The organism is Aerococcus viridans, from assembly GCF_001543285.1.
Classification (GTDB): domain Bacteria; phylum Bacillota; class Bacilli; order Lactobacillales; family Aerococcaceae; genus Aerococcus; species Aerococcus viridans.
The window spans coordinates 1,850,094-1,875,807 of the sequence record NZ_CP014164.1 but is presented as its reverse complement, the minus strand read 5'-3'; the positions used below and the strand labels follow the sequence as shown (position 1 = coordinate 1,875,807).

The window sequence follows — 25,714 nt, the reverse complement described above, 5'->3', positions numbered from 1 at the left end:
GGTGACTAAATGTCCGTCCCGGTAATGATCTTACTTCTGATTTGAATAACTTAGTTTGCGGCTACCGCACTCATAAACAATCCTCGATTTCTTAAAAATTTATGGCTTTCATTTGTCATTGAAATTGACTTTACTTTTTTAGTATACGGAATTTATGGCTGAAAGTAAAAGGGAATTTGAAAATGACTTGAGTTGAAGGAAGGGGGTTGCTAAAAATGCAAAAATTTCAGTATTCAAATTTTGTTAACCCCTTAATTCATGATAGGATTAAATAGAGATGAATCCTTATAAGGGGTGGGGAAAGTCTGGCTAAATTAATTGAAAATTTTAAGGAGACATCAATGTAAATTCTACCCATGGTAGGTGTGGTCCTATTGATACAGCTATTTTTACAACTAGTCGCTTGGCTAACCATGGTAAGGTTTTTGATAGGTGTCGTATTTCTATAGGTGGGTTCACCTTTATTTTTAGTTGGGGTAGACCTGAGTGTCGAAAAAAAACGGGTAGACCACCAACACGAAGGTCCATACAAATTAGTGACGACCATTTGTACCTACGAAGGCAAGGAATTCATTGACGCCACTCAAGCTTTATATGTGGCCCAACACGTTTTCATTCAGAGGCACGGGTCAGCTGGATTATCCAAGAATTATCAAAGGCGATCTATTCAACTGGAGATAGATATCGTCATGCAAATTGTACCAAGATATAAAGTGCAAGAACTACGCGAGTTCAGAAATGCCTATGATGCCATCCAGTTAAGTGAAGCTGGGGCCATCGCATTCACAAGAGACATCGTTAATTTACACCGATTTTAGGAGGTCACTTATATAGTATTCAGTATATGCGGTAGGGCCTAGTGGACGAACAGGCGAGGTCATTGAAGCTGCAAAAGCCGCTGGGTTCCAAGAGTGTACCGTCATTCACAGGAAGGGTATCGGCCACAAACCAAAACGTTTTTAAGATTTGAAGTGGCACCCATGCATGAAATCTTGATGGTGATTGTTGAAGAATCGAAATACATGGAGGTTAGCCGGTCCATTTATACGAAATTAGGCATGGACCAAGAAGGCAAAGGCATTGTATTCGCAGAACCATTAGACTAGGTAGCTGGTTTAGTAGGCAAATTAGAGGATTAAGCAGGTTCGTCATGATTCGCTTGGGCATGTTTAAATCGATCGAATAACAGAAAGGGCAGAATAAATGCAAACAGATGAAATCGTTCAATTAGCCAAGAATTTTGGCATTCACTTATTGGCGGACAACCTAGTTGCCGTCAATATGGGCTTGGATTTTCAAGTCGTCTTAGGACAAGATGAAGGCCAAGAAAACTGGGTACTCCGGGTACCGAGACGAGATGAAGTTTTTGAAAAAGCCAAATTGGAAAAGGGCATTCTAGACCTTGTTAACCAAGAAGTGACGATAGTAGAAGTGCCTAACTGGACAGTCTTTGACCAGCAGTTGATTGCTTATCAAAGTGTTGCTGGCAGTCCAGCAGTCACAACCGATATGACAACTTATGAAAACGACTGGTTGTTTGATGTGGAAAATGTTCCAACGACATATACACAATCATTAGCCAAGGCCTTGGTTGATATCCACCAAATTCCAGTCGCAAAAGCTGAAGAACTTGGCATTAAAAGTCAAAAAGCCAGTGGTTTACGGGCCAACATGCAGGCGCGAATAGACGCTGTAAAAGCAAAATATACAGTGAATGAAGACTTGCTTGCGCGTTGGGAAAAATGGTTGGCGGACGAAAGTTTATGGCCAGACCAAACTGGCTTCTACCACGGCGACTTATTCCCAGGTCATATCCTAGTAGACGAAAGCCATAGTGTTGTAGGGGTTATTGACTGGACAGAAGCTCAAGTAGGGGATATGGCCAACGACTTCACCGCCCATTATTTACTCTTTGGTGAAACAGCTTTAGAGGATTTAATCAATGCTTACGGTCAAGCGGGTGGTTATACTTGGCCCAAGATGAAAGACCATATTATTGAATTACTATCCATTCAACCCATTACCATCGCAGAATTTGCAGCTGCTTCAGGCAGCGAAGACTATGCTAAAGCAGCAGCAGATATGCTGGCGAAAGGATAATTTTAAATAAAATAGATTTGAGTCTAGTCGTACTGACTGGGCCTCATCTTTTTTATTTATCCGCCTAAATAGTTGTGGTCTGCCCACTTGGCTTCTATACTAAGGATAAGCAAGAAAGACCAGTATAAAGGAGCGAAAATCATGGACTTACAAACCTATTTAGATGATATGGAAAAGGGTAAACGTGTCCAATCTGGGTCATCAGCCCACCAAATCATGCACCAGATGAGTCAGGAAGCTTTAAAAATTACCAATCAATACCATGAACCAGCAGCTCTTCGTCAATTGATAGCAGATCTAACAGGACAAGAGATTGACGAAACCTTCGCTTTATTTCCACCCTTCTACACTGACTTTGGGAAGAATATTCATTTTGGCAAAAATGTCTTTATCAATGCCGGATGCAAGTTTCAAGACCAAGGCGGAATTTACATTGGGGACGGGGCTTTGATTGGCCATAATGTGGTGATGGCAACCTTGAACTATGCTGAAAATCCAAGTGACCGTGGTTCCCTGATTCCAGGGGCCATTACCCTCGGGAAGGATGTGTGGGTTGGCGCTAATGCGACGAATTTAGCTGGTGTGACCATTGGTGATGGGGCGATTATCGCAGCAGGTGCCGTGGTGACTAAGGATGTGCCAGAGAATACAATCGTTGGTGGCGTATCGGCGAAGATTATCAAAGAAATTGAAATTGGGTAAATTAAAAGACCAACAAAACGTCGCTTTGTTGGTCTTTATTATGTTAGTAGGAATTGGTCGCATTTAAAGTCGCTTTCAGAAATCACACCCTGAAGTTGAGCTCCTTCTAATGCATAGGCATCCCTATGTCACTATGTTCCGAAAGCTGCTCTAAAAATGTCAGACTCGTGCCACTTCAGGATTAGATTGCGTGATGTGCCATCACTCCGTCTAATTTCCCCATGAAAAGCATCCTTTCTCATTTCAATTATTTGTTACTTTTAGCATAGGGGTTTTGGACAAAAGTTGCTAACAATACACATGGCAATCATTTGGCCAACAGCCACAGAATAAGCTAAACTAGGACCATAGATTATAAGCGTTAGGACGAGTGAACAATGAAAATTATTTTTGCCCCTGCTAAAGAAACGAGAGTAGATAAACTTTCAACAGATAAACCGATATATTCAGCCACTACCCAAGCTATTATCCAAACCCTACAAGCCCAGTCAAACGACCAGTTGAAAAAACTTTACAAAATTTCTGACCAACAAGTGTCACAAGTCAAAGACTATATCCGACAATTAAATACGGGTCCTGCTTACCAAGCCCTGGACCTCTATAACGGCCTCGCCTTCCGTCAATTTATTGTGGACGATGCAGACACAGCAATCGCAAGCTATTTAGACCAACATTTCCGCATCCTATCCGCCTTATACGGCCCAATCAAAGCCACCGACCCCATCCGCCCCTACAGACTCGACTTCAACACACCCCTTAAAGTCGAAGGCCAAAACTTGCGCCACCTATGGGGAAGTGATTTTAATGACTTTTTTGAAAAGGGGGAGACGGTCTTAAATCTGGCGAGCCAGGAGTTTTCAGTGATGTTGGACCAAGGGCGCTACCATTGGGTCGACTTTGAATTTTACGAATACGACCCAAATAAGACAGATGGATTGAAAAAACATTCAACCATTTCTAAAAAAGGGCGTGGTAAGATGGTTGCCTTTTTAGCCAGCAATCAAATTAAAAATCTTACAGATATAAAAAAATTCGACGCTGACGGTTATCAATTCGAATCAAACTACTCAAATGATAAGAAGTTCGTATTTATTAAGCAAAGAAGTTAAATTACGGTGCCGTTTATGATAAGGTGGTTAAAAGGGATGAAGAGGGCTTTAAAATTATTTCGCAAGCAAAGTTTGGGAGGGTTTAGATGAAAGTAACACGCCATAAATTTGACTGGAAATAAGCACTTGCTTGGACAGTCATTATCGGTTTAATCGGGAAATGGGTATTTTTCTAGTGACCAATGACATCTTGTAGTGAGAACGGGGTGTCAATTCAACAGAATTTGTAGATGAAGGAAAAGTATTTTGGGAGGATGTATCGTTGAAAAAGGTATTAAATGCATTTTTAATTTTTTTAGCTCTAGTAGTCGCGGGTGGGATTGTTGCTGTGGTCTACTTTAGTGTAAGTGAATCAGGCGAATCGAGTACCACCGCCGCGTCAAGTTCAGTAGCGTCGACTACAAGTTCTACAGCTTCTAGTTCGGCCTCAAGTGCATCATCTGAATCAGAAGAGAGCGAATCTGAAGAAGCAGAGGATTTAGAAGATGAAGGTTCAGAATATGATGGTTCAGAAATCGAACAAGCGCTTGCTCAAGAAGCGGAAACCAAGGTCTTAATGGGTAGAGAATTATATGGTTCTTGGTTGCATATTGATATTACCCAAGAAAGCCAATTTCTAAATGCCATCCACTATATGACCCATCAAAAAGTTCAAGCCAACTCGAAACAGGGTGCATTAGAAATCACACCAGAAAGAATCGATATCATGCTTGAACAAGCTGAAGCATTTAGTGACTCTGAACACTATCCTTTCTACATTGAAGTGTTAACCGCTTGGAACGAAGGGGACTTCTCAAATGCCGTTTACGCCCACAATTACGTGTGGACCAACAAAGATGGGGATATCGGTGAAGCCTATGCCTTATCAGATGATGATCAAGAAGCTGCCTTTGTGGAAGCTAATTTTAGAGATGTAGATATGTAAGGATGCTGGGCAGAACAATATAAAATAAGGGTTGAGATCATCGTGACTCAACCTTTTTTCGTCGATGGAGAAATATATAAACGACTATCCTATCCAGAGTACAAAGTTTTTCTGTACTTAACCATACTGTGGTATCTTTAATAGCGTTATTTTTAAGAATGATTCAGTTCAAAATTCTGAATGGAGGGATACAATGCTTATCGAATTTAATAACAAGGAATTCTATACAACAAAGGATTTGGCGCTATCGATTATCGGTGGTAAATGGAAGATTCCCATCATTTATCACTTATTGCAAAAGGAAGTGCTACGATTAAGCGAGTTTGAGCGCTTATTGCCAGACATTAATCAACGAATGCTCATTCGACAACTCAGAGAATTAGAACGCGACCAGGTGATTGAAAGAGTGGTCTATCAAGAGTTGCCACCAAAAGTTGAATATAAGCTAACTGATATAGGTAAAAGACTGGATAATGTCGTCTATGCAATTTGTGACTGGGGCGACGAATTTCTAGAAGATTTGTCAAAATGACTTGTGCCGGTTAGTCTGAAAAAACTAAAATGCGCCGCTATACTGAAAGAAGAATCAGTATGGGGGCGTGTTTTTTGGAAAATTTCTTTTATTTGATGAGTAAGCGCATGTTTAAAATTGGGCTTTTTCGCCTTTGATGACCAGGTTTAGTGACTAGGCTGCCATATACAGAATATCTGTCCATAGTGATTCTCCTTTAAGGATTTAAAGCGACAGTTGTTATCTTTATTTTCCTGTGTTCAAAGTGCATATACAGAAGATAGTCAAAAATTTAGCTTGCTTGAGTCGATTCATTTTACATATCGAAATAACTCGATATGATTATTTTATGTTTTTGGAAAAGGGGAGGTGATTATTTAGCGTCGATAGATGTTTTAAGGCTTTAGCAAATGAACACCACTTACTGATTATGTACTATTTGAAGAATCCAACGGGCGCTTGGGCTTACCCAATCCACGACTTCTCATTATCTAACCATGATGAGTAAGGCTGGTTTGGTGACCACAACTCGGCTTGGTAAGTGGATATACTACCGTCGCAATGAGGCCGCAATTCAAGAATTACGCAAATTTATTGATAAGGAAATATAGGTATTAGCTAGTCAGCAACCCATGTTTTATCCAAACATATCGAATTTTATCGATATAACAGTCGGAAATAAATGATGAAGAAAATGTATATAAGGAGCTAGCAGAATGACAAACAAATTAACGGACAAAGTAACCCTACGTCACGGAGCCGTTTTAAATAACCGGGTAGCCATGTCACCCATGCAGTCCCAATCTGGTAAACGCAACGGATTTGTGAGCGACGACACCTTGAAATACTACGGTGCCCGGTCACAAGCAGGAGGTTTAATCGTCACTGAATTCCATTATGTCAGTGAAAACGGGGGACCTGCCTACCATCCTGGCTACCCAGAGCAATTAGCGGTTTATTCTGATGCCCATTTGGACGGTCTAACAAAATTAGCGACGGCTATGAAGAAAGATGGCAACAAAGCTGTCCTACAAATCCACCACTCAGGTCGAGCAGCAGTAGGTCAAGCGATTTCTGGTCAAGACGTTGTGGCACCATCAGCCATTGACTTCGATTTCTTATCTTATCCAGTACGTGAATTAACTGGTCAAGAAATTGAAGACATCATCAAAGACTTTGGACGGGCAACAAATCGTGCGATAAAAGCTGGTTTTGATGGGGTTGAAATCCACGGAGCCAACCACTACCTATTGCAACAATTCTTCTCAGCCTTTTCAAACCAGCGAAACGACCAATGGGGTGGCAGCCTTGAGAAACGCATGGCCTTCCCCCTAGCAGTTGTGAAAGAAGTGAAACGCGTAGTCGCTGAACAAGCGCCAAGCAATTTTATTATTGGTTATCGACTCAGCCCTGAAGAAATTCACGGCGATGTGGTTGGTTACGACTACAGAGATGCTACAGCCTTAGTCTCTGAAATTGTGAAAAATGAACTCGACTATATCCACCTATCATTATGGGGAGGCTACAACTCTACACCAAATGGCGTGGATGAATCATATGCTAAATTATTTAAGGCCGTATTAGATGACCAAACTAAATTGTTAGCGGTTGGTGGTGTCTTTGACGAAGAAAGTGCTAAAGATGCAGTAGAAAACTATACAGATATCGTTGTTGTTGGCCGTGGTACGCTAGTAGACCCACAATTTGGCCGTAAGATCCTAGAAGGGCGCGGAAATGAGATCTTCCATGAAATTAGCCCAGAAAACATGGACTATGTCTCATGGACAGAAGGGCTGAAAGAAGCCTTCTCTCGTGAAGATTCATTAGGCTTACCTCCACTACCAGGTGGTGAAACGATAAGACACTTACATACAGGTCGTTATGACATGTTAGGGAAATAAATAATAGTATTTTAGAAGCGTTCATTTGAACGCTTTTTTTAAATGATCGTTCTTTTATAATTAGTCGCTCGCTGCTACAGAAAGGGTAAGTACTCATTAATTAAAGGTTTATATATGACAAATGTTTTTTATTAGTTTAAAATAAGCAAAATTTTTTGAGTAGTTTTCTAGCTAGTGTTACCCTTAAAGGATAAAAAATAGGAGGTTTTATTTTGAAAAATCCAATGTCTAAAAACGGACTAGTAAAAAATAGTGTAAGTCGAAACCAAGTGGTTCCTGGTAACCCTGCAATGCATACCGATTATTTGATGCGATTGAATTTGGCCAATATCCAAAATGGACATTGTATTTCCAAATTATGACGGAAGAAGAAGCTAAGCAAGTAGATTTTAATCCCTTTGACTTAACGAATGTATGGCCAAAAGAAGACTTCCCGTTTGTTGAATTAGGGGTAATGGAATTAAATAAAAACCCTGAAAACTATTTCCAAGACGTTGAAGAAGCTTCATTTAACCCTGCTGCTTTAGTTCCAGGTATTGGTGTTTCACCTACTAACGGTAGTTGCATTCGTGTACACCAACAGTAGACAAACTGCAAAAGTGTAAAAAATGAAAAGAAAACTCCAAGAATTAACGAAATGGTTAATTCTTGGAGTTTTTTTCGTAGTCAGAAACTAGTAGAATATTAGAATGATTAATGATCCGTTCATACCGATGGTCTTCATCATTATTAATGACTACAGCAGTCACATCGTTTAAAGAATAGTAAGTGAAGAAGTCCTCTTTACCAACTTTAGAGGCATCTAGCAGTAGGTACTTCTCAGTTGAATTATTCAGAGCCAGTTCCTGCGTCTTTCCTTCTTCAAGGGTGGCAGTCATAATACTGTTATTGGTGACCCCATTGGCAGAAAAGAAGGCCTTGTGGAATTTTAGGTTTTCCAGTACAGCAAGGGTGATATAGCCATTAAAAGCTTGGGTATTCTTCTTAATTTTACCCCCTAGTAGGTAGACATTGATGTCTTTATCAGCCAGGGTATTGAAGACGGGTAAGCAGTTGGTGTATACCTCGTAATCTTGCCGTTCCATCTTTTGAGCCATGATTTCCATGGTGGTACCAGGGCCCATGTAGATGATGTCACCGTCATTAATTAGCTCAATCGCTTTTTCAGCGATACGGTTTTTCTCGCTGATATTAATGACTTTCTTAGCGTCATGAGATAGTTCTTCTTTTGGATATTCGCCTAGTGAAATGGCTCCCCCATGAACCCGTCTTAATGAACCACTTTCTTCTAGTTCTGTTAAGTCTCGTCGCACAGTCATATCTGATACATTTAACTTCTCGACGATATCAGTTACGGATACGGTGCCGTTACGCTTTAATAAATCTAAGATAAATTCATGTCTCTTCTTTTTTAACATTGTTGAGTTCACCTCATTTCCGGTAATGTGTAATAGGTATTTTTCAATTATTATTAGCCAGTGCTTCAATAGCATCGTCATAGAAAATAGGTCGTATATCTATCATATAACGAAATAAAGCCCTTCTCAAATACTTAGTATACTTGAAAAGAGCAGAAAATAAACTAATATTCGGATACAGTCACGTGATTAAATAAGTCATCAAAATGATTGATATCGATATGACCGGTTATACGCTCCATTGTATTTAACATACCTGTAGTCATTGCTTGTTTGAGTAAGCTGATATCATCCAAATTGTCTTCTAAAGCACTGGCGATACCAGCCACCGTTGCGTCACCAGAACCAACAGGGTTCACCACGTTGATATTTGGAATTGACACCTTGTAGTAACGGTCCCCGTGTTTAGCAAAAGCACCGTCACCCCCTAAAGACACGACAATCCACTCAATCCCCGAAAATAATTCATCAGCTAATACAACTTTTAAATTTGCTGGATCTGCACTCACTTTTTGACCTAATAATTCGGACAATTCCTCGATATTGGGTTTGATTACAGTAGGTTTAAATGGACTTTCTAGTACACTTGAAAGATTAGATTTGGACGTATCGAGCACGGTTTTCTTGTCTAAATCATTGGTAATCTGAATCAGTTTTACATAGTAATCTTCTTCTAAACCCTTGGGTAAAGACCCAGAAATGGTAATGACATCAGCATAGTCAACAGCTTGTTTGAAGTGAGTTAAGAAGGCCGCATTTTCTTTATCGGTGATGGTAGGACCTGATTCTAAGACTTCGGTTTGCTGACCATCATGTAAGATGGCAATACAATTTCTGGTGTCACCTTCGATAGATAAGAAATCTGTTTTGATACCGTTTTTATTTAATTCCGAGACAATGCCTTCACCTAAATGTCCACCTATAAAACCGGTGGCGGTGACGGCTTTATTTAAATCATGAATGACCCTAGTCACGTTAATCCCTTTGCCACCAGCTGTCTTACCCACTTGGTCAGTTCTATTTGTTGTGTCTAATCGCAGGTCGGGGATGGTGTATGAGATATCAACGGAAGGGTTTAAGGTTACAGTCAAAATCATATAATCACCGCTTAATCGTGGTATTCGCCACGGTCCCATTTTTCAAGGTATTCAGTGAATAAGTCAGGGTTGTCTGAATGATTGCTTGATTCAAGGTGGGTAATTTTGTTGATGAGGGTTTTATTTTCCTCAGAAGGTTGATATTCCTCTTGGATAAAGGCAGAAATGATATCTTCCATTAATAATTCACCAGTAATCATCCCACCGAAGGCGATAACGTTGGCGTTTAATTCTCGCTTAGAGTATTGAGCAGTTGTCATATCTCTTACCAAAGCTGCACGAACGCCTGGCACTTTGTTGACGGCGTTTGAAATCCCAACACCAGTACCACAAATGACGACACCAAGATCAGCTTCACCATTTGTTACTGCCTCACCAACTTTACGCCCAAAGATAGGGTAGTGGGTTCTCACGTGATTATAGGTACCTACATCAACTACCTCATAACCTTGTTCTACTAAGTAATCTGATACGCGAATTTTAATATCTGTTACGATGTGGTCACAACCAATTGCAATTTTCATAATTTTACCTCCGATTCTATTCCCTTAGCACATAGCGTTTAACATATCTACACGGATTTGGTGGCGACCACCGTCATAATCGGCAGATAGAAAGGCATCCACAATGTTTTCTGCTAGTTCATGCCCCACAATTTGTTCACCTAATGTAATGATTTTTGAATTATTGTGTTCTCTAGTCATATAAGCAGACCGTTCATCAGAAACCTCAGCGGCAATAATGCCTTTGATTTTTGTGGCCGAAATGTACGAACCAGCACCATATCGATCAAATAAAATACCGCGTGCATTGTCATCTGCTAGAATTTTTTGGGCTACCTTTGTGGTAGATTCTACAAAATCCACGCTAGGTGTTTCTGATAGATCTTCAAAATCAATCTTGTTTGTTTGTAAGTATTGTTTAATGACTTCTTTTAATTGCATTCCGTCTTTGTCAGCACCAAGATACACTTTCATAATATAACCTCCAAAGTTTAATTTTTATATTTACAAACTCATTGTAGAACAAAAATAAACAAATATCAACAATAACAATCATAATAAATAAAAAAATAGAATAAAAAATATTCTAAAAAGGCTTGACTATAAAATGAAAGCGTTATAATATCTAATTAAACAAATAGAAACATAAAACAAAATAAATTAACAATCAGTTACAAGGAGGATATTATGAAATTCGTATCAGAAGGTAAACTAAATAAATTAAAACAATTATCTACTAAAGAAGGATTTATTTCCGCGCTAGCTATTGATCAACGGGGGTCATTGAAGAAAATGATCGCTCAAGCAGGGGAAACAGAGGATATTCAAAAGGCGGTTGAAACATTCAAAGAAGCTATTTCTGAAGAGTTGACACCTTACGCTTCATCTATCTTATTAGACCCTGAATATGGTTTACCAGCGGCAAAAGTGAAAGCGCCTTCTGCAGGTTTGTTATTAGCTTATGAAGAAACAGGTTATGACGCTTCAGAACCAGGTCGCTTACCAGACTTATTACCAATCTGGTCTGCTAGACGAATTAAAGATGAAGGGGCAGATGCTGTTAAATTCCTTCTATATTATGATGCAGATGAAGATGATGAAATTAATGAACAAAAAAAAGCCTTTGTAGAACGTATTGGTTCTGAATGTAAGGCAGAAGAAATTCCTTACTTCTTAGAGATCTTAACTTATGACAAAGATATTGAAGATGCTAAATCGAAAGAATATGCAAAAGTAAAACCAAGAAAAGTATTAGAAGCTATGAAAGAATTCTCTAAAGATAGATATGACGTAGATGTCTTAAAAGTGGAAGTACCTGTAAATATGAACTTTGTTGAAGGCTTTACTGATGATGAGCCAGTTTACACTGCTGAAGAAGCGAAAGGTTACTTTAAAGCGCAAGACGAAGCGACAGACTTGCCATATATCTACCTAAGTGCAGGAGTAAGTTCACAATTATTTAGAGATACCTTGGTATTCGCCAAAGAAGCTGGCGCAGACTTTAATGGGGTTTTATGTGGCCGGGCTACTTGGAAAGAGTCGGTTGCCGTTTTTGCTAATGAAGGAGAAACTGCAGCCCGAGAATGGTTGAGCACACAAGGTGTGGCCAATATTGAAGAATTAAATCAGACATTAAACGAGACAGCAGTGTCTTGGGAAAGTAAAATTGCCAGTAATTTAGTCACAAGTAAATAAGATCAATTAACGGAGGTAGCAGTGATGAATAAAGAAGAAGCAACTATGATAGGTTTTGAAATTGTCGCATATGCTGGTGAGGCACGGTCAATTTTGGTGGAAGCTTTATCCAAAGCGCGAAACGGCGAATTTGACGAAGCTGAACGATTGGTTGGTGAAGCCAACGAAAGTTTAGTAGATGCTCATAATGTCCAAACAAATATGCTAGCTAAAGAAGCGAGTGGTGAGAATATTGAGTTAGGTTTCATTATGGTCCACGGGCAAGACCACTTGATGACGACCTTGTTGTTAAAAGAGATTGTAACTGATTTTATCGAACTATATCGTAGAGTAGGTGACTAAAATGATGGATCAATTGATTACTCAGATTGAGAAGATGAAACCATTCTTCGAGAGACTGTCTAGAAATATTTACTTGCGGGCGATTAAAGATGGGTTTATATCAGCCATGCCTGTCGTCTTATTCTCAAGTATTTTTATGCTAATTGCTTATGTGCCAAATGTGTGGGGTTTCTATTGGAGTGATGAAGTAGTTGACTTCATTGTAAAACCCTATACCTTCTCAATGGGGATTTTAGGGCTACTCGTTTCAGCAACAACAGCGAGGGCATTAACAGATTCCTATAATAGACGCTTGCCGGCAACCAAGCAGTTAAACCGGGTTTCCACCATGATTGCGGCCATTGTTGTCTTCCTATTCTTTTCATCAACTGAGATTGCACAGGGTGAAGGAGATGCAGTTGTTGCAGGATTCTCATCTGGTTATCTTGGGACAACAGGGCTATTAGCGGCCTTTGTAGCAGCCTTTATTACCGTGATTGTCTACAACTTCTGTATGAAAAATGACATTGCCATTCGAATGCCAGAGGAAGTACCACCAAACATTTCACAAGCCTTTACTGATGTCATACCTTTTGCGATTGCAGTCATCATTGCTTACGGGATTGACGTAGCCATCCGCGCCTTCACAGGTGTGAGCTTCGCTCAAGCGGTCATTGAAATGTTTCAACCTCTATTTACAGCCGCTGACGGTTATGTTGGGATTGCCATTATCTATGGTGCTATGGCCTTCTTCTGGTTTATTGGGATTCATGGACCATCAATTGTTGAACCAGCTATTACAGCCATAGCCTTCTTAAATATGGATGCCAACTTGGCCTTAATTCAAGGCGGGGAACAAGCAGCCAACATTATTACACCTGGTTTGCAATATTTCGTTGCAACATTAGGGGGGACAGGGGCAACATTTGTCGTACCTTATCTGTTTATGTGGTTTGGTAAATCGAGACAAAATAAAGCAGTAGGTAAGGCGTCCTTTATTCCAACCTCATTTGGGGTAAATGAACCCATCCTATTTGGTGGACCTATAATACTGAACCCAATCTTTTTCGTACCTTTCGTATTGGCGCCAATTATCAACGTTTGGATCTTTAAATTCTTCGTTGAAGTAATCGGCATGAACGGCTTCTCTTACTTCCTACCATGGCCAACACCAGGTCCAATCGGTATCGTATTAGGGACAGGAATTGCCCCGTTATCCTTTGTGGTCGCAGCCTTACTCATTGTGGTAGATGCACTAATTTACTATCCTTTCTTTAAGGTGTATGACAAACAGATTTTAGAAGGAGAAGCGGCTAACGAAACAGCAATTATTGAAGAACAAGCTGAAACAACTGAAAATGACGATCAAGTTTCAACTGGCAGTCATATTAAAGATGAAGTATCTGTCTTAGTATTATGTGCCGGTGCAGGAACCAGTGGGCTATTAGCCAACGCCCTAAACAAAGGGGCTAAGGAATACGATGTGCCAGTCGTTGCTGGAGCGGGAGCTTATGGCGCTCACCAAGAGATTATGGGGAACTATGATTTAATCATATTAGCACCTCAAGTAGTTTCTAACTATGATGATATTAAAGAAGATGCTGATAGATTAAATGTGAAGTTAGTCAAAACAAAAGGGAAAGAGTATATCTCATTGACCCGTGATCCAAAAGCCGCATTAGATTTTGTGGATACTGTATTAAATGAAGACCAATAGTCAGAACAAAGTAAAGGAGTTTATAATGAATTTACCTAAAGAATTCTTACTAGGTGGAGCAACAGCCGCTTATCAAGCAGAAGGGGCAACGACAAAAGACGGCAAGGGGAAAGTCGCCTGGGACGATTATTTAGAAAAACAAGGTCGATTTAAAGCCGATCCTGCGAGTGATTTTTATAACAAATATCCAATAGATTTAAAATTGTCACACGAATTTGGTGTTGATGCTATTCGTATATCTATCGCATGGTCGCGTATCTTCCCTAATGGAGACGATGCGGAAGCTAATCCAGCTGGTGTACAATTTTACCATGATTTGTTTAAAGAAGCTCGTGCTCAAGGGGTTGAGCCTTATGTTACACTACATCATTTCGATACACCGGATGCCTTACATAGTCAAGGAGATTTCTTAAATCCGCATACAATTGAAAGTTTTGTCAGATATGCAGAATTTTGCTTTAACGAATATCAAGAGGAAGTAAAATATTGGATTACCTTTAATGAGATTTGGCCTGTAACTAGTGGGCAATATTTAGTAGGAAAATTCCCGCCAGCAATTACTTATGATTTCTCAAAAACTTTGCAAGGACAACATAATATGATGGTTGCCCATGCAAAAGCCATTAAATTATTCAAAGACAAGCAATATGATGGTGAAATTGGGATTATTCATTCACTAGAAACCAAGTATCCTTATGAAGGTAAAAAAGAAAATGAGCATGCAGCATTCTTGTATGATGTACTTGCGAATAAGTTTTTACTAGATGCTACCTATAAAGGTTACTATACCGAAGAAGTGATGGATGCTGTAAATGAAATACTACTAGCAAATAATGGTGAAATTCATATTACAGAAGAAGACTTAGCGCATCTTGATGCAGCGAAAGATTTAAATGACTTCCTAGGTATTAATTACTATCAAAGTAATTTTGTGAGAGCTTATGATGGTGATAATGATATCCACCATAATGGTACTGGGGAGAAAGGCACGTCAGTTTTCGCGTTACATGGAGTAGGCGAGCAAATGTTTGATATGGACATCCCAAGAAATGATTGGGATTGGCTAATTTATCCAGATGGTCTAAGAGATCAAATGATTCGCGTAGCTAAAGAGTATCCAAACTATAAGAAGATTTATGTAACTGAAAATGGGATGGGGTATAAGGACGACTTCAATACAGAGTTAATCGATGATACGCCTCGAATTGATTACATCAGAAAGCATTTAATAGCTTGTACAGAGGCAATTGATGCTGGTGTCAATGTAGCCGGTTACTTTGTTTGGTCATTAATGGATGTATTCTCATGGTCAAACGGCTACAATAAGCGATACGGTCTATTTTATGTAGATTTTGATACGCAAGAAAGATATCCCAAGAAGAGTGCCTACTGGTGGAAACAATTGAATGAGAATAGAGATCTAAGCTCAAACGATATAGGATAATAGGAATTAGTTAACCATCTAAGGTGATATACTTTAGATGGTTATTTTGTACTTGGATAGGTTACACTGAGTTGGACAGAAAAGATAAGGTGTGTATACTAAAAGAAACACACTGGAGGAATCTATCATGTCAACGCGCAGAAAGAGACGCAGTTACTCAGATGAATTTAAACATCAAATCGTAGACCTACACAAAGCAGGAAAACCAAGAAATGAAATCATTTCAGAATATGAACTAACCCCTTCCACTTTCGACCGCTGGGTCCGCGAGAATACTGACTCGGGTTCTTTCAAAGCTCAGGACAATCTGACCCCTGAACAAAAAGAACTGAGAGCTTTAAAGAAGCGAAATGCTCAATTGGAAATGGAAAATGATATTTTAAAGCAAGCGGCGCTGATATTCGGGCGAAGGTCGAAGTAATCAAAGCAAACAAACATAAGTATTCTATATCAGCGATGTGCCGTGCCCTCAAAATTAACAGAGGATCTTATTATTATGAAGCCAAAAAGAAAGAAAGTGAATCAGAACTCGAACAAGCAATCATTGAAGAATTCGCAAGAAGTAATAATGCGTTCGGCACGCGGAAATTGAAACCTGTACTTGAAAAGAGAGGTTTTACTGTCTCTCGCCGTCGTATCGGTCGTATAATGAAAAAATTCCATCTCGTCTCAAAATATAACCGGCCGTCTTACAAACCCCAGAGAACCGGTGTTAATCAAGCTAGAATCGAAAACATCCTGAACCGTGAGTTCTCACAAGAAGAGCCGATGAAAGTGATCGTCACGGATTTGACTTACGTCAAAGTAGCTACTAAGTGGTTTTATGTATGTTTTATCCTTGATTTATTTAATCGTGAAATCATTGGTTATTCCGCTGGACCGCATAAGACCGCTGACTTAGTCATGCAGGCCCTGGCGACAGTTAAGGGCGATCTACATATGGTGAACACTTTTCATACCGATCGAGGAAAAGAATTTGATAACCATACGATCGATGAATTATTGGATACCTTTGACATTGAACGCTCGTTAAGTAGAAAAGGAAATCCGTATGACAATGCCGTAGCGGAATCGACATATAAATCGTTTAAGTTTGAATTTGTCTACGACAATCGATTCGATACACTCTATGAACTGCAGGTCCAACTTATGGACTACGTCCATTGGTGGAATAATTTCCGTCCGCATGGCGCACTAAACTACGAATCTCCCATAGACTATCGTAAAACTTGGGAAGAAGAACAGTCTGAAAATGGAAGAGATAAGTCATTCGTCTATCGGTCGGCCACTGAGTCAAAACAGTATGAGGCCAGGACGGAAAGGGTGGTCTTGCCCTTGTAGTCGTGGACACAGACTGTTACATTAATTAGCCGATCGATTGAACGAAAGGCTTCCGCCATTCGGTTGAGAGAGGCAAAAAGAACGTGAACTTAATTATCTTTTACACTTTATATTTTCTGTTCAATAATGTGTTGACATTCCAACTTTTATCTTAAAAACTACAAATTTTACTAGTAAGCTTGCACCAATAATTGTAAGTAAACTTCATCATAAAAAGAATTAAGTTAGCATAAAAGGTCGGGACTTAGTTCCGCCCTTTTTAATATGAGACTTGGAACTTAAATTTTTTAACGAGACCAATATATTAAGAGCTCTATTCAATCTAGATAAATTTGTAAATGTTTAAGATAGTTATTTCTGGTTATAAATAGATTTTGTTTGGATAGGTTACACTGAGTTGGACAGAAAAGATAAGGTGTGTATACTAAAAGAAACACACTGGAGGAATCTATCATGTCAACGCGCAGAAAGAGACGCAGTTACTCAGATGAATTTAAACATCAAATCGTAGACCTACACAAAGCAGGAAAACCAAGAAATGAAATCATTTCAGAATATGAACTAACCCCTTCCACTTTCGACCGCTGGGTCCGCGAGAATACTGACTCGGGTTCTTTCAAAGCTCAGGACAATCTGACCCCTGAACAAAAAGAACTGAGAGCTTTAAAGAAGCGAAATGCTCAATTGGAAATGGAAAATGATATTTTAAAGCAAGCGGCGCTGATATTCGGGCGAAGGTCGAAGTAATCAAAGCAAACAAACATAAGTATTCTATATCAGCGATGTGCCGTGCCCTCAAAATTAACAGAGGATCTTATTATTATGAAGCCAAAAAGAAAGAAAGTGAATCAGAACTCGAACAAGCAATCATTGAAGAATTCGCAAGAAGTAATAATGCGTTCGGCACGCGGAAATTGAAACCTGTACTTGAAAAGAGAGGTTTTACTGTCTCTCGCCGTCGTATCGGTCGTATAATGAAAAAATTCCATCTCGTCTCAAAATATAACCGGCCGTCTTACAAACCCCAGAGAACCGGTGTTAATCAAGCTAGAATCGAAAACATCCTGAACCGTGAGTTCTCACAAGAAGAGCCGATGAAAGTGATCGTCACGGATTTGACTTACGTCAAAGTAGCTACTAAGTGGTTTTATGTATGTTTTATCCTTGATTTATTTAATCGTGAAATCATTGGTTATTCCGCTGGACCGCATAAGACCGCTGACTTAGTCATGCAGGCCCTGGCGACAGTTAAGGGCGATCTACATATGGTGAACACTTTTCATACCGATCGAGGAAAAGAATTTGATAACCATACGATCGATGAATTATTGGATACCTTTGACATTGAACGCTCGTTAAGTAGAAAAGGAAATCCGTATGACAATGCCGTAGCGGAATCGACATATAAATCGTTTAAGTTTGAATTTGTCTACGACAATCGATTCGATACACTCTATGAACTGCAGGTCCAACTTATGGACTACGTCCATTGGTGGAATAATTTCCGTCCGCATGGCGCACTAAACTACGAATCTCCCATAGACTATCGTAAAACTTGGGAAGAAGAACAGTCTGAAAATGGAAGAGATAAGTCATTCGTCTATCGGTCGGCCACTGAGTCAAAACAGTATGAGGCCAGGACGGAAAGGGTGGTCTTGCCCTTGTAGTCGTGGACACAGACTGTTACATTAATTAGCCGATCGATTGAACGAAAGGCTTCCGCCATTCGGTTGAGAGAGGCAAAAAGAACGTGAACTTAATTATCTTTTACACTTTATATTTTCTGTTCAATAATGTGTTGACATTCCACTTTCATGACAACTGAAAAGAATAAGATGATAGCTGGGCTGATTTATGACGCCAACTATGACCAGGAATTAATAGACGCCAGAGCGGATGCCAAGGAATTGTGTTATGACTTTAATCATGCACGGCCTAGTGAAAAAGTAAAGCGACAAGATATTATCCGCCAGTTACTAGGCAAAACGGGCGAGAGATTTGAAATTGCAGGGCCATTTTATTGTGATTATGGGTTTAACGTTGAAATCGGGGAACACTTTTATGCCAACCACAATTTAGTTATTCTAGACGGGGCTAAAGTCACATTCGGAGATGATGTCTTTGTTGCACCAGACTGCGGCTTTTATACAGCCGGACACCCGCTAGATGCAGACCGTCGCAATAAAGGTTTAGAGTACGCCAAACCCATCACAGTCGGCAATAACGTCTGGTTTGGTGGTGGTGTGAAAGTCATGCCAGGTGTAACGATTGGGGACGGGGCTGTCATTGGTGGCGGTTCAGTAGTCACAAAAGATATTCCAGCCAACATGATTGCATTCGGCAACCCCTGTAAGCCAATCCGTGAAATTACTGAAGCAGATGCGCGTCGTGACGGTTAATCTGCTATAATGACTATTGAGAGAGGTTGAGATAAAATGAATAATAATGACCGACTAACGCGCTTGCGTTATGCTTTAGATATTAAAGACGAAGATGTTGTAAAAATTTTCGACATGGGTGGGGCAAGTGTTACCGCTGATCAAGTACGTGCCTTCACTACTTCAACGCGAACTAGTGAAGACGAGTATGAGCGTGAGTATGAAGAAGTCTTAGACAATGAATACTTTGAACGCTTTTTAAATGGGATTATCACTTCCCAACGTGGCGTCCGTGAAGGGGCACCGGAACCAAAGCTTGAGTTAACTGACGACAATGCCAACAATCTATTATTGAAGAAAATGAAGATTGCCTTGTCATTGACCACAGAAGATTTGCATGAAATCATGGAAGATGCTGGTGGCCGTTTAACCAAAAGTGAATTAGGTGCCGTCTTACGTAAAGAAGGCCACCGCAACTACAAACCATGTGGTGACCGGTATGCACGTAACTTCCTAAATGGGTTGAAAATGCGCTACCGCGGGGAATAAATTATCATCACATAATATAGTAGATAATAGTAGAAATCAGGCTGGGGAAACCTAGTCTTTTTTCGTATAAACTGTTATAATTTCTTGACAATTGCCAGAAGAGGTGTGAAACATTGAAGAAAGATCTATATCCAACAGAAGTTCTTGAGGTGACAGTTGAGAAACTGGACCATACAGGCGTGGGTTTTGTGCGCTATATCCATCCGCCAGAAAAAGGCCCCCACGGAAAACATTTACTACTATTCATCGATAATGTCGTCCCAGGTGACAAAGTCCGCGTGACTGTGCCCAATGCCAAAGGACGTCATAAAGCCAGTCTATCATTTGATGAATTGCTGGAACCTAGTCCCATGCGAAATCTGGATATGCCAGTAGACCGAGAAATGGCTGCCGGCGCGCCCCTACAATTTATGAAATACGAAGACCAGCTAACACACAAAGAAAATCTGATTAAGGGTTATTTAGCAGAAGCTGGCTTTGATACCAACTTAGTTAAACCCATCATCGGCATGGACAATCCTTACCGATACCGCAATAAGATGGAATTAACCTTTGGCGTAGACGGGTCACTAGGTATGCACCAACAAGGAAATTACCGAAAAGTCATCGACTTAGAAGACTCCATCCTAGCACCAGAAGAGATGATTGCTATTAAAAAGGTTGTCTCCAAATGGCAAAAAGACTACCAATTCCCAGGCTTGGATAAAGATACTAAAGAAGGTTTGCTATGCAACCTATTGATGCGTCAATCATTTGCAACAGGAGAAATCATGGTCGCCATTTACGCTTTAGAAGCACCGGATGCTTATACTGAAGCCATTGAAGACCTTACCCAACGCTTACTGAACGCGCAACCACGGATCGTTTCCTTCCAATGGTTGAAGAAAAATGGGGGTACCGAACGGTCGTATGACAACGATGTCTATCTCATTCACGGTCGTGACTATATCAACGACGAACTACAAGGGTTTAAATTCCGTATTTGGCCAGATACTTTCTTCCAAGTAAATCCTGTCCAAGCCAATAAGATGGTCGAAACAGCGATTGACATGGCTCAGGTCAAAGAGGATATGAAAGTTTTAGACCTATTCTGTGGCATCGGGACTTTTTCATTACCATTAGCAGCCGCTTCAAAATCACTGGCAGGGATTGAAATCGTAGAGAATTCAATCAACTCAGCTAAACGAAATGCCGCGGATAACAACCTAGACAATACCTTCTTTATGGCCTCGGATGCCAGAGCAGGATTGCGGGTTTTACCGGATGTTTGGGGACAACCAGACCTACTATTATTAGATCCACCGCGTAACGGGGCGGGCGGTAAAGTCATGCGTGCCATCGGTCGATTCGGCACCGACCGTATTGTTTACGTCTCATGCGGACCGAAAAGTTTAGCAGCCGACCTAGTTTGGTTACTCGACTTTGGCTACGAAGTCGTAGAAGTACAACCAATCGACCAATTCCCTCATACCGCACATTTAGAAAACATCGTGCTGTTAAAGAAAAAAGAGGCAAAAGGTTAATTAAAACATGAAGTCTCTAGCTTCAACGCTATTTAGTAACGTTTGTTGATTAATAGATAGGGCCTCAGCTTTAAGGTAATTCACGAATACATTCAATAGTTACAGAATATAAATATATACCAATGATAATGAGTAATTTCTCAATGTAGTCAATTTAATCACCAATTCAAAAAGATAGTGAATGTTAACTTAAACAGACACTATCTTTTTGCGTGTATAAATATTTTTCAAGATCAAGTGGTTAGATTATAAGTCAGCCATTTCGTCTCGTGTGGCGATGTCACGGGCGTCAACAAATTCGTAACCTTTGGCTTGAATACCGTCTAGTATGGCCGGCATAGCTTCTTTTGTCCAAGTTAAGTCATGCATGAGTAAGTTAGCGCCAGGAGATAAGAATTCAGTGTTCACCATGACATCTGCTAGCGTCGCTGGGTCTGAATAAGCTTCGTCCCAATCAAAACCATATGACCAGTTCATCGACACCATGTTTTCTTCTTCTAAAATCCCCTCTAATTCTGGGATTTCAATACCGTGTGGTGGACGGAAGAATTGTGGGCGATAACCAATAATTTCTTCAATAATATCTTGGTTACCAATAATTTCGTGACGCAAGGTTTCTTCGTCAGGCACTTGGTCAAGACTATAATGCGTAAGCGTATGGTTACCAATCACATGACCCATGTCGGCAATCTCTTTTAATGCTTGCTGGCCTTCTTCACCATCTTCCCCTTGTAAGTACATACCGTTGACGAAGAAAATCCCGTAAATACCGCGATCGGCCATAGCATGTGCTTCCTTTACTGACGACGTTGGAGTTTCTGGTAACTTCCTAGGTACATCATCGACAGTGGCGAGTACAACATCAGGGTTCGCATCCTCATTGGCCGGTAATACACTTGAGGTCTCAGGATCGATATAGTAGTTAGCTACTTGATTATCTCTTTCTTCATTAGTCCCCACATCTAGGTCAGTGCTTTTTGCACCCTCAACACTATTAGTATCGGTAGCCTCTGAAGATTCACTAGAAGTGGCTTGTTCTTGAGGCCCATCGCCATTTTCTTGTTCATTTCCAGCACAACCAGTTAAAAGCAAACCTGTTAATAATAGAATGGGTAATCTTTTCAACATGACCTATTCCTTCCTATAATATATAATGTATATATCTATCATACACTAATATATAAAAGATTACGGAAAAAACCATTCAAATTTCAGAAAAACAATCACGCAAATGAAAAAATAGTGACCGCTGACTTGGCAATCACTATCTTTTTAATAATATTAGTGGAGATTCTCCTCAGTAAAGCAACATAGCAAACTAAAATAAAACACAGGTAAAACAATTATTCCCCTTGGGCTTGAATAACTGCCTTGATGCCGCCTTCGATGACATGTGTTTTGTTGTAGCCATGTGCTGTTAAGTAGGCGTCGCCTGCTGTGGCGCGGCCACCTGATCCACAGAGTAGGTAAATATCTTTGTCGCTATCAATTTTTTCTAAGTTATCCGCTAGCTTTTCTAGTGGGATATTGATCAAGTTTTTCTCTGGTGCTGGGCGGGTAATTTCATCTGGGTGACGTAAGTCTAATAAAATATAGTCATTGTCATCAGATAATTGCAAGAAATCTGCTGCTGTGATTTCCGCGCTTGTCACCAATACTTCTTGTGGGATATCTTCAAAAAGAAGATAAGCGTTTGGCTCTAGGTCTTCAAAGTCAGCGAGCGATTCTTCCTTATCTGTAAGGATGACAAGGTTCTCTTTGTTTTTGACCAAGCTATCCCAGTATTTTTCTTTTTGCTTGGCTGTGACATTCAAACTATTAGGCAAGTGACCTTGACGGAAGGTTGTATTGTCACGGATATCCACCACTACTTGGTCTTGTAAGTTTTCGTATGCGATTTTATTTAATGTTGTTGTCATATAACCACCTCTTCTATTTAAATTATGACATGATGCGTGGGGTGAGTCAACGGGGGTGCTTGATAGAGAAAACCAGCAAAATGCGTTTCGCCCTTTTTCAGGGGGGGGTACTTGTCAGATGCTGATGGTTTGGTTAAAATATTGGTAAAGAAGGGGTGTTGTGCATGGAACTTGAAAGTGTTGCGGTATATTTGGGGTCGGCTACTGGAGATGACCCAGTTTATGAAGAGATGGCGACAAAGGTCGGGGAGTTGATTGCTAAATCTGGGCGGACTTTGGTTTATGGTGGGTCAAATGTGGGCTGTATGGCTGCTGTAGCGAACGGGGCTTTGGCTATTGGCGGCGATGTGATGGGGGTTGTGCCACAGAAGTTGGCGGACAATAATATTCAACATCCTGACCTGACTAAATTGTTTGTTGTCCAAGGGATGCACGAACGGAAGGCGCAGATGATTGATTTGTCTGACGGGTTTATTGCCTTGCCGGGTGGTCCAGGGACCATGGAAGAGTTGTTTGAGGTGATTTCCTGGAAGCAAGTTGGCTACCACGATAAACCAATCGGGATTTTGAATGTGAATAACTACTATGATGGCTTGTTGGACTTTTTGGATTTCCAAGTCGATCATGGGTTTATGCATCAACAATACCGGGATATGTTGTTGGTTGAAACTGATCCAGAAGTCTTGTTAGAGAAAATGGCTGCTTATGAACCGACAGCAGAAGCGAAATGGAAATAGATATAAAGTCGAAATAAATGTATCTTCAATTGTCAAATTAAGTGCAACGATTCATTAAAAAATACACCATAAGGGGTTTTCCAGTTTAGATATTTCCGTGGTCGCGTGTTTAATTTATTCGCTCATTCTTAAATTTGACTATCGAAAATACCTGAAATATCTTCACCTTTAGGTGAATATTCACGTAATAAACCATTAGTATTTTCGTTTGTACCACGTTGCCATGGAGCATGTGGATCTGGAAAATACACTTTAGTGCCATTTAATTCTAGCGTTATTCGACTATGTTGGGAGAATTCTTTTCCTCTATCGGGTGTAACGGTTTTACATTTATCTTCTCCTATATTTCTTAGTAGATTGATCATACAATCAATCACATTTTTAGAGATTTTCTTTTCAACCTTACCAAGTAGGGAAAAACGAGATCTACGATCGACTAGAGTTACAATACAAGCCCTACCTGTTTTACCGGCGACAGTATCAGCTTCCCAATGACCAATCTCAAGGCGTTCATTGGCAAAGAGGCATTGGAAGATGACGATGCGTTTGATGAGGATGAAGATTAGGTTTTTCGTAAACATACATTTAAAAATTAAAGATTTTGGGGTTGGGACTTTTTCCAACTCCTATTTTTTTGCCGTTAAAAAGACTTTTCTTGATGAGTATCAATTTTTTTGAGCTAGGGGCCTTTATACTAAATATAGGAAAGTTAAAAAAAAGGACAGTAAACTGATAAAGGGGAAGAACGAATTGACTCAATACACCCAACCACATGCAACAGGAGACCACTCAGCTTGTATCCGCTTAGTCCCGATATTCAATCATTTGGAGGAAAGCGCGATGGATCGCATCGCTGGAAAAGCGCACACGAAGCACTATCAAAAAGGGGCGTTTCTGTTTCGCTCGCAAGAAAAAGATGGTGCCTTGTATATTGTAAATCGCGGAAAAGTCCGTATCTATCGCTTGTCTGATTCTGGTAAAGAGCAACTAGTGCGTATTTTGAATCCAGGTGACTTTACGGGAGAATGGACGTTGTTCAATCCTGATGTTGTGCACGAGGAATACGCAGAAGCTACTCGAGATACGTCTGTCTGCATGATTCAACAACATGATGTACAAGCGTTTCTAAAAGAGTATCCTGCAATTTCGTTAAAACTGCTAGGAGAGATGTCGCAGCGGTTAGAAAAATCCGCACGTCAAACTGCACAAGTAGCCGTGGAGAGTGTCATTACCCGTTTAGTTTTGTTTTTGGCAGAAAATGTGGAACCTGAAATGGGTAACTCTCCCACCATCACCCTGCCGATGGCAAAAAAGGATATTGCTTCCTATTTAGGAACGACACCTGAGACTATCAGTCGCAAATTTGGAGAATTGGAGAACGAGGGATTGATTCAACAACTGTCTGGGAAAAGAATCAAGATTCAGGATTTAGATGATTTATTGCTTTACAGCGAATAATCGGACACACTTTTTTCTACACGTTGGTGTTCTGTCACTCTTCATTAACAATGGGACAGAACTCAGTGCTTTTGCGTCAAGAAGAAGTCGCTTTGAGTTACGTTTTGTGGTACTCAGTGGGTCGGTTCTTCATTGAAGGTATGCGAACGAACAGTTTATGGATTGGGAAGTGGATCCGCGTTTCGCAAGCCTTGTCTCTGCCCCTGTTTATTGGCGCGATTGTAGTATGGTTTATACGCAGACAAGATTATCCACCAATTTCTTATTATTCTGATGGCAATAAGGGGCAGAAAAAGACTATTAAGATGGTGAATTGAGTAAAAAGATAAAAAGAAGTGCCGAACTTGATATGCGTCAATTTTCGTT

General features: G+C 40.2%; 27 protein-coding genes and 2 pseudogenes. 22 read left to right on the top strand and 7 right to left on the bottom strand.

Annotated elements, in window-relative coordinates:
* Window positions 1-449: 449 nt before the first annotated feature.
* The 10 genes and pseudogenes from AWM76_RS08875 to AWM76_RS08840 all read left to right on the top strand — a co-directional run.
* On the top strand, window positions 450-818 hold the full coding sequence (locus AWM76_RS08875) for a hypothetical protein (protein WP_003141150.1): 369 nt from the start codon (window positions 450-452) through the stop codon (window positions 816-818).
* 93 nt (window positions 819-911) lie between these two features.
* The gene (locus tag AWM76_RS10780; RefSeq protein ID WP_003141151.1) at window positions 912-1,106 is read left to right on the top strand and encodes a hypothetical protein; all 195 of its coding nucleotides are present in this window, start codon (window positions 912-914) and stop codon (window positions 1,104-1,106) included.
* A 97-nt stretch (window positions 1,107-1,203) separates the two neighbouring features.
* On the top strand, window positions 1,204-2,100 hold the full coding sequence (locus AWM76_RS08870; RefSeq protein WP_003141153.1) for a macrolide 2'-phosphotransferase: 897 nt from the start codon (window positions 1,204-1,206) through the stop codon (window positions 2,098-2,100).
* 141 nt (window positions 2,101-2,241) lie between these two features.
* Entirely contained in the window at window positions 2,242-2,802 is a 561-nt protein-coding gene (locus AWM76_RS08865; protein WP_039934686.1) for a DapH/DapD/GlmU-related protein, read from the top strand.
* A 377-nt stretch (window positions 2,803-3,179) separates the two neighbouring features.
* The gene (gene yaaA, locus AWM76_RS08860) at window positions 3,180-3,911 is read left to right on the top strand and encodes a peroxide stress protein YaaA (protein WP_003141156.1); all 732 of its coding nucleotides are present in this window, start codon (window positions 3,180-3,182) and stop codon (window positions 3,909-3,911) included.
* Between the two features lie 262 nt (window positions 3,912-4,173).
* Window positions 4,174-4,836, top strand: a complete 663-nt coding sequence (locus tag AWM76_RS08855) for a DUF6241 domain-containing protein (protein WP_003141158.1) — start codon at window positions 4,174-4,176, stop codon at window positions 4,834-4,836.
* A gap of 193 nt (window positions 4,837-5,029) precedes the next feature.
* The gene (locus AWM76_RS08850; RefSeq protein WP_003141160.1) at window positions 5,030-5,368 is read left to right on the top strand and encodes a winged helix-turn-helix transcriptional regulator; all 339 of its coding nucleotides are present in this window, start codon (window positions 5,030-5,032) and stop codon (window positions 5,366-5,368) included.
* A gap of 425 nt (window positions 5,369-5,793) precedes the next feature.
* The gene (locus AWM76_RS10605) at window positions 5,794-5,958 is read left to right on the top strand and encodes an ArsR/SmtB family transcription factor (RefSeq protein ID WP_420869283.1); all 165 of its coding nucleotides are present in this window, start codon (window positions 5,794-5,796) and stop codon (window positions 5,956-5,958) included.
* A gap of 105 nt (window positions 5,959-6,063) precedes the next feature.
* Window positions 6,064-7,248 (top strand): NADH-dependent flavin oxidoreductase, encoded by a 1,185-nt coding sequence (locus AWM76_RS08845; protein ID WP_003141161.1) that lies wholly within the window; start codon window positions 6,064-6,066, stop codon window positions 7,246-7,248.
* Window positions 7,249-7,558: 310 nt separating this feature from the next.
* Window positions 7,559-7,834 (top strand): annotated as a pseudogene (locus tag AWM76_RS08840) (catalase); the annotation flags it as partial.
* A 55-nt stretch (window positions 7,835-7,889) separates the two neighbouring features.
* Here AWM76_RS08840 and AWM76_RS08835 read toward each other — a convergent pair.
* From AWM76_RS08835 to lacA, 4 genes are all read right to left on the bottom strand, one after another.
* Window positions 7,890-8,666: a DeoR/GlpR family DNA-binding transcription regulator gene (locus tag AWM76_RS08835; protein ID WP_039934690.1), complete on the bottom strand. Its 777-nt coding sequence runs from the start codon at window positions 8,664-8,666 to the stop codon at window positions 7,890-7,892.
* A gap of 164 nt (window positions 8,667-8,830) precedes the next feature.
* A complete protein-coding gene (lacC, locus tag AWM76_RS08830) occupies window positions 8,831-9,763 on the bottom strand; it encodes a tagatose-6-phosphate kinase (protein ID WP_003141164.1) in 933 nt (310 codons plus the stop codon).
* An 11-nt stretch (window positions 9,764-9,774) separates the two neighbouring features.
* Window positions 9,775-10,287: a galactose-6-phosphate isomerase subunit LacB gene (lacB, locus tag AWM76_RS08825; RefSeq protein ID WP_003141165.1), complete on the bottom strand. Its 513-nt coding sequence runs from the start codon at window positions 10,285-10,287 to the stop codon at window positions 9,775-9,777.
* A gap of 24 nt (window positions 10,288-10,311) precedes the next feature.
* Window positions 10,312-10,740: a galactose-6-phosphate isomerase subunit LacA gene (lacA, locus tag AWM76_RS08820; RefSeq protein WP_003141166.1), complete on the bottom strand. Its 429-nt coding sequence runs from the start codon at window positions 10,738-10,740 to the stop codon at window positions 10,312-10,314.
* Between the two features lie 213 nt (window positions 10,741-10,953).
* Between lacA and lacD the strand changes: the two genes are divergently transcribed.
* The 9 genes from lacD to rlmD all read left to right on the top strand — a co-directional run bounded on the left by lacD (window position 10,954) and on the right by rlmD (window position 21,234).
* Complete coding sequence (gene lacD / locus AWM76_RS08815; RefSeq protein WP_003141167.1) at window positions 10,954-11,961, top strand: tagatose-bisphosphate aldolase; 1,008 nt, start codon at window positions 10,954-10,956, stop codon at window positions 11,959-11,961.
* A gap of 24 nt (window positions 11,962-11,985) precedes the next feature.
* Window positions 11,986-12,303, top strand: a complete 318-nt coding sequence (locus tag AWM76_RS08810) for a PTS sugar transporter subunit IIA (protein ID WP_003141168.1) — start codon at window positions 11,986-11,988, stop codon at window positions 12,301-12,303.
* A 4-nt stretch (window positions 12,304-12,307) separates the two neighbouring features.
* Window positions 12,308-13,999, top strand: a complete 1,692-nt coding sequence (locus AWM76_RS08805) for a lactose-specific PTS transporter subunit EIIC (RefSeq protein ID WP_039934700.1) — start codon at window positions 12,308-12,310, stop codon at window positions 13,997-13,999.
* 22 nt (window positions 14,000-14,021) lie between these two features.
* Window positions 14,022-15,443, top strand: a complete 1,422-nt coding sequence (lacG, locus tag AWM76_RS08800) for a 6-phospho-beta-galactosidase (protein WP_201024718.1) — start codon at window positions 14,022-14,024, stop codon at window positions 15,441-15,443.
* Between the two features lie 127 nt (window positions 15,444-15,570).
* Window positions 15,571-16,784 (top strand): IS3 family transposase gene (locus AWM76_RS10600; protein ID WP_235585498.1). Its coding sequence is split into 2 segments (ribosomal slippage): window positions 15,571-15,856 and window positions 15,856-16,784, totalling 1,215 coding nucleotides; the frame shifts between segments, so codons are not numbered across the junction.
* 453 nt (window positions 16,785-17,237) lie between these two features.
* Window positions 17,238-18,451, top strand: a protein-coding gene (locus AWM76_RS10595; RefSeq protein ID WP_235585498.1) for an IS3 family transposase whose coding sequence is annotated in 2 segments (ribosomal slippage) — window positions 17,238-17,523 and window positions 17,523-18,451 — 1,215 coding nt in all. Because the reading frame shifts where the segments join, the coding sequence is not laid out codon by codon here.
* A gap of 147 nt (window positions 18,452-18,598) precedes the next feature.
* Window positions 18,599-19,183: a sugar O-acetyltransferase gene (locus tag AWM76_RS08775; RefSeq protein ID WP_003142326.1), complete on the top strand. Its 585-nt coding sequence runs from the start codon at window positions 18,599-18,601 to the stop codon at window positions 19,181-19,183.
* A gap of 36 nt (window positions 19,184-19,219) precedes the next feature.
* On the top strand, window positions 19,220-19,711 hold the full coding sequence (locus tag AWM76_RS08770; protein WP_003142325.1) for a YehS family protein: 492 nt from the start codon (window positions 19,220-19,222) through the stop codon (window positions 19,709-19,711).
* A gap of 113 nt (window positions 19,712-19,824) precedes the next feature.
* Window positions 19,825-21,234 (top strand): 23S rRNA (uracil(1939)-C(5))-methyltransferase RlmD, encoded by a 1,410-nt coding sequence (rlmD, locus tag AWM76_RS08765; protein WP_003142324.1) that lies wholly within the window; start codon window positions 19,825-19,827, stop codon window positions 21,232-21,234.
* 246 nt (window positions 21,235-21,480) lie between these two features.
* On the opposite strand, the gene AWM76_RS08760 is transcribed toward rlmD, so the two are convergent.
* Both AWM76_RS08760 and AWM76_RS08755 read right to left on the bottom strand, forming a co-directional pair.
* Window positions 21,481-22,362, bottom strand: a complete 882-nt coding sequence (locus AWM76_RS08760) for a polysaccharide deacetylase family protein (RefSeq protein ID WP_003142323.1) — start codon at window positions 22,360-22,362, stop codon at window positions 21,481-21,483.
* Window positions 22,363-22,577: 215 nt separating this feature from the next.
* Window positions 22,578-23,153, bottom strand: coding sequence for a rhodanese-like domain-containing protein (locus AWM76_RS08755; protein WP_003142322.1), 576 nt, complete (start codon window positions 23,151-23,153; stop codon window positions 22,578-22,580).
* 164 nt (window positions 23,154-23,317) lie between these two features.
* On the opposite strand from AWM76_RS08755, the gene AWM76_RS08750 reads away from it, so the two are divergent.
* Window positions 23,318-23,890, top strand: coding sequence for an LOG family protein (locus tag AWM76_RS08750; protein WP_003142321.1), 573 nt, complete (start codon window positions 23,318-23,320; stop codon window positions 23,888-23,890).
* A 32-nt stretch (window positions 23,891-23,922) separates the two neighbouring features.
* Here the strand turns inward: AWM76_RS08750 and AWM76_RS08745 are convergent.
* Window positions 23,923-24,411 (bottom strand): annotated as a pseudogene (locus tag AWM76_RS08745) (IS30 family transposase); the annotation flags it as partial.
* Window positions 24,412-24,640: 229 nt separating this feature from the next.
* Here AWM76_RS08745 and AWM76_RS08740 point away from each other — a divergent pair.
* A complete protein-coding gene (locus AWM76_RS08740; protein ID WP_106427294.1) occupies window positions 24,641-25,348 on the top strand; it encodes a Crp/Fnr family transcriptional regulator in 708 nt (235 codons plus the stop codon).
* Window positions 25,349-25,371: 23 nt separating this feature from the next.
* On the top strand, window positions 25,372-25,665 hold the full coding sequence (locus AWM76_RS08735) for a prolipoprotein diacylglyceryl transferase family protein (protein ID WP_305954472.1): 294 nt from the start codon (window positions 25,372-25,374) through the stop codon (window positions 25,663-25,665).
* Window positions 25,666-25,714: the final 49 nt, after the last annotated feature.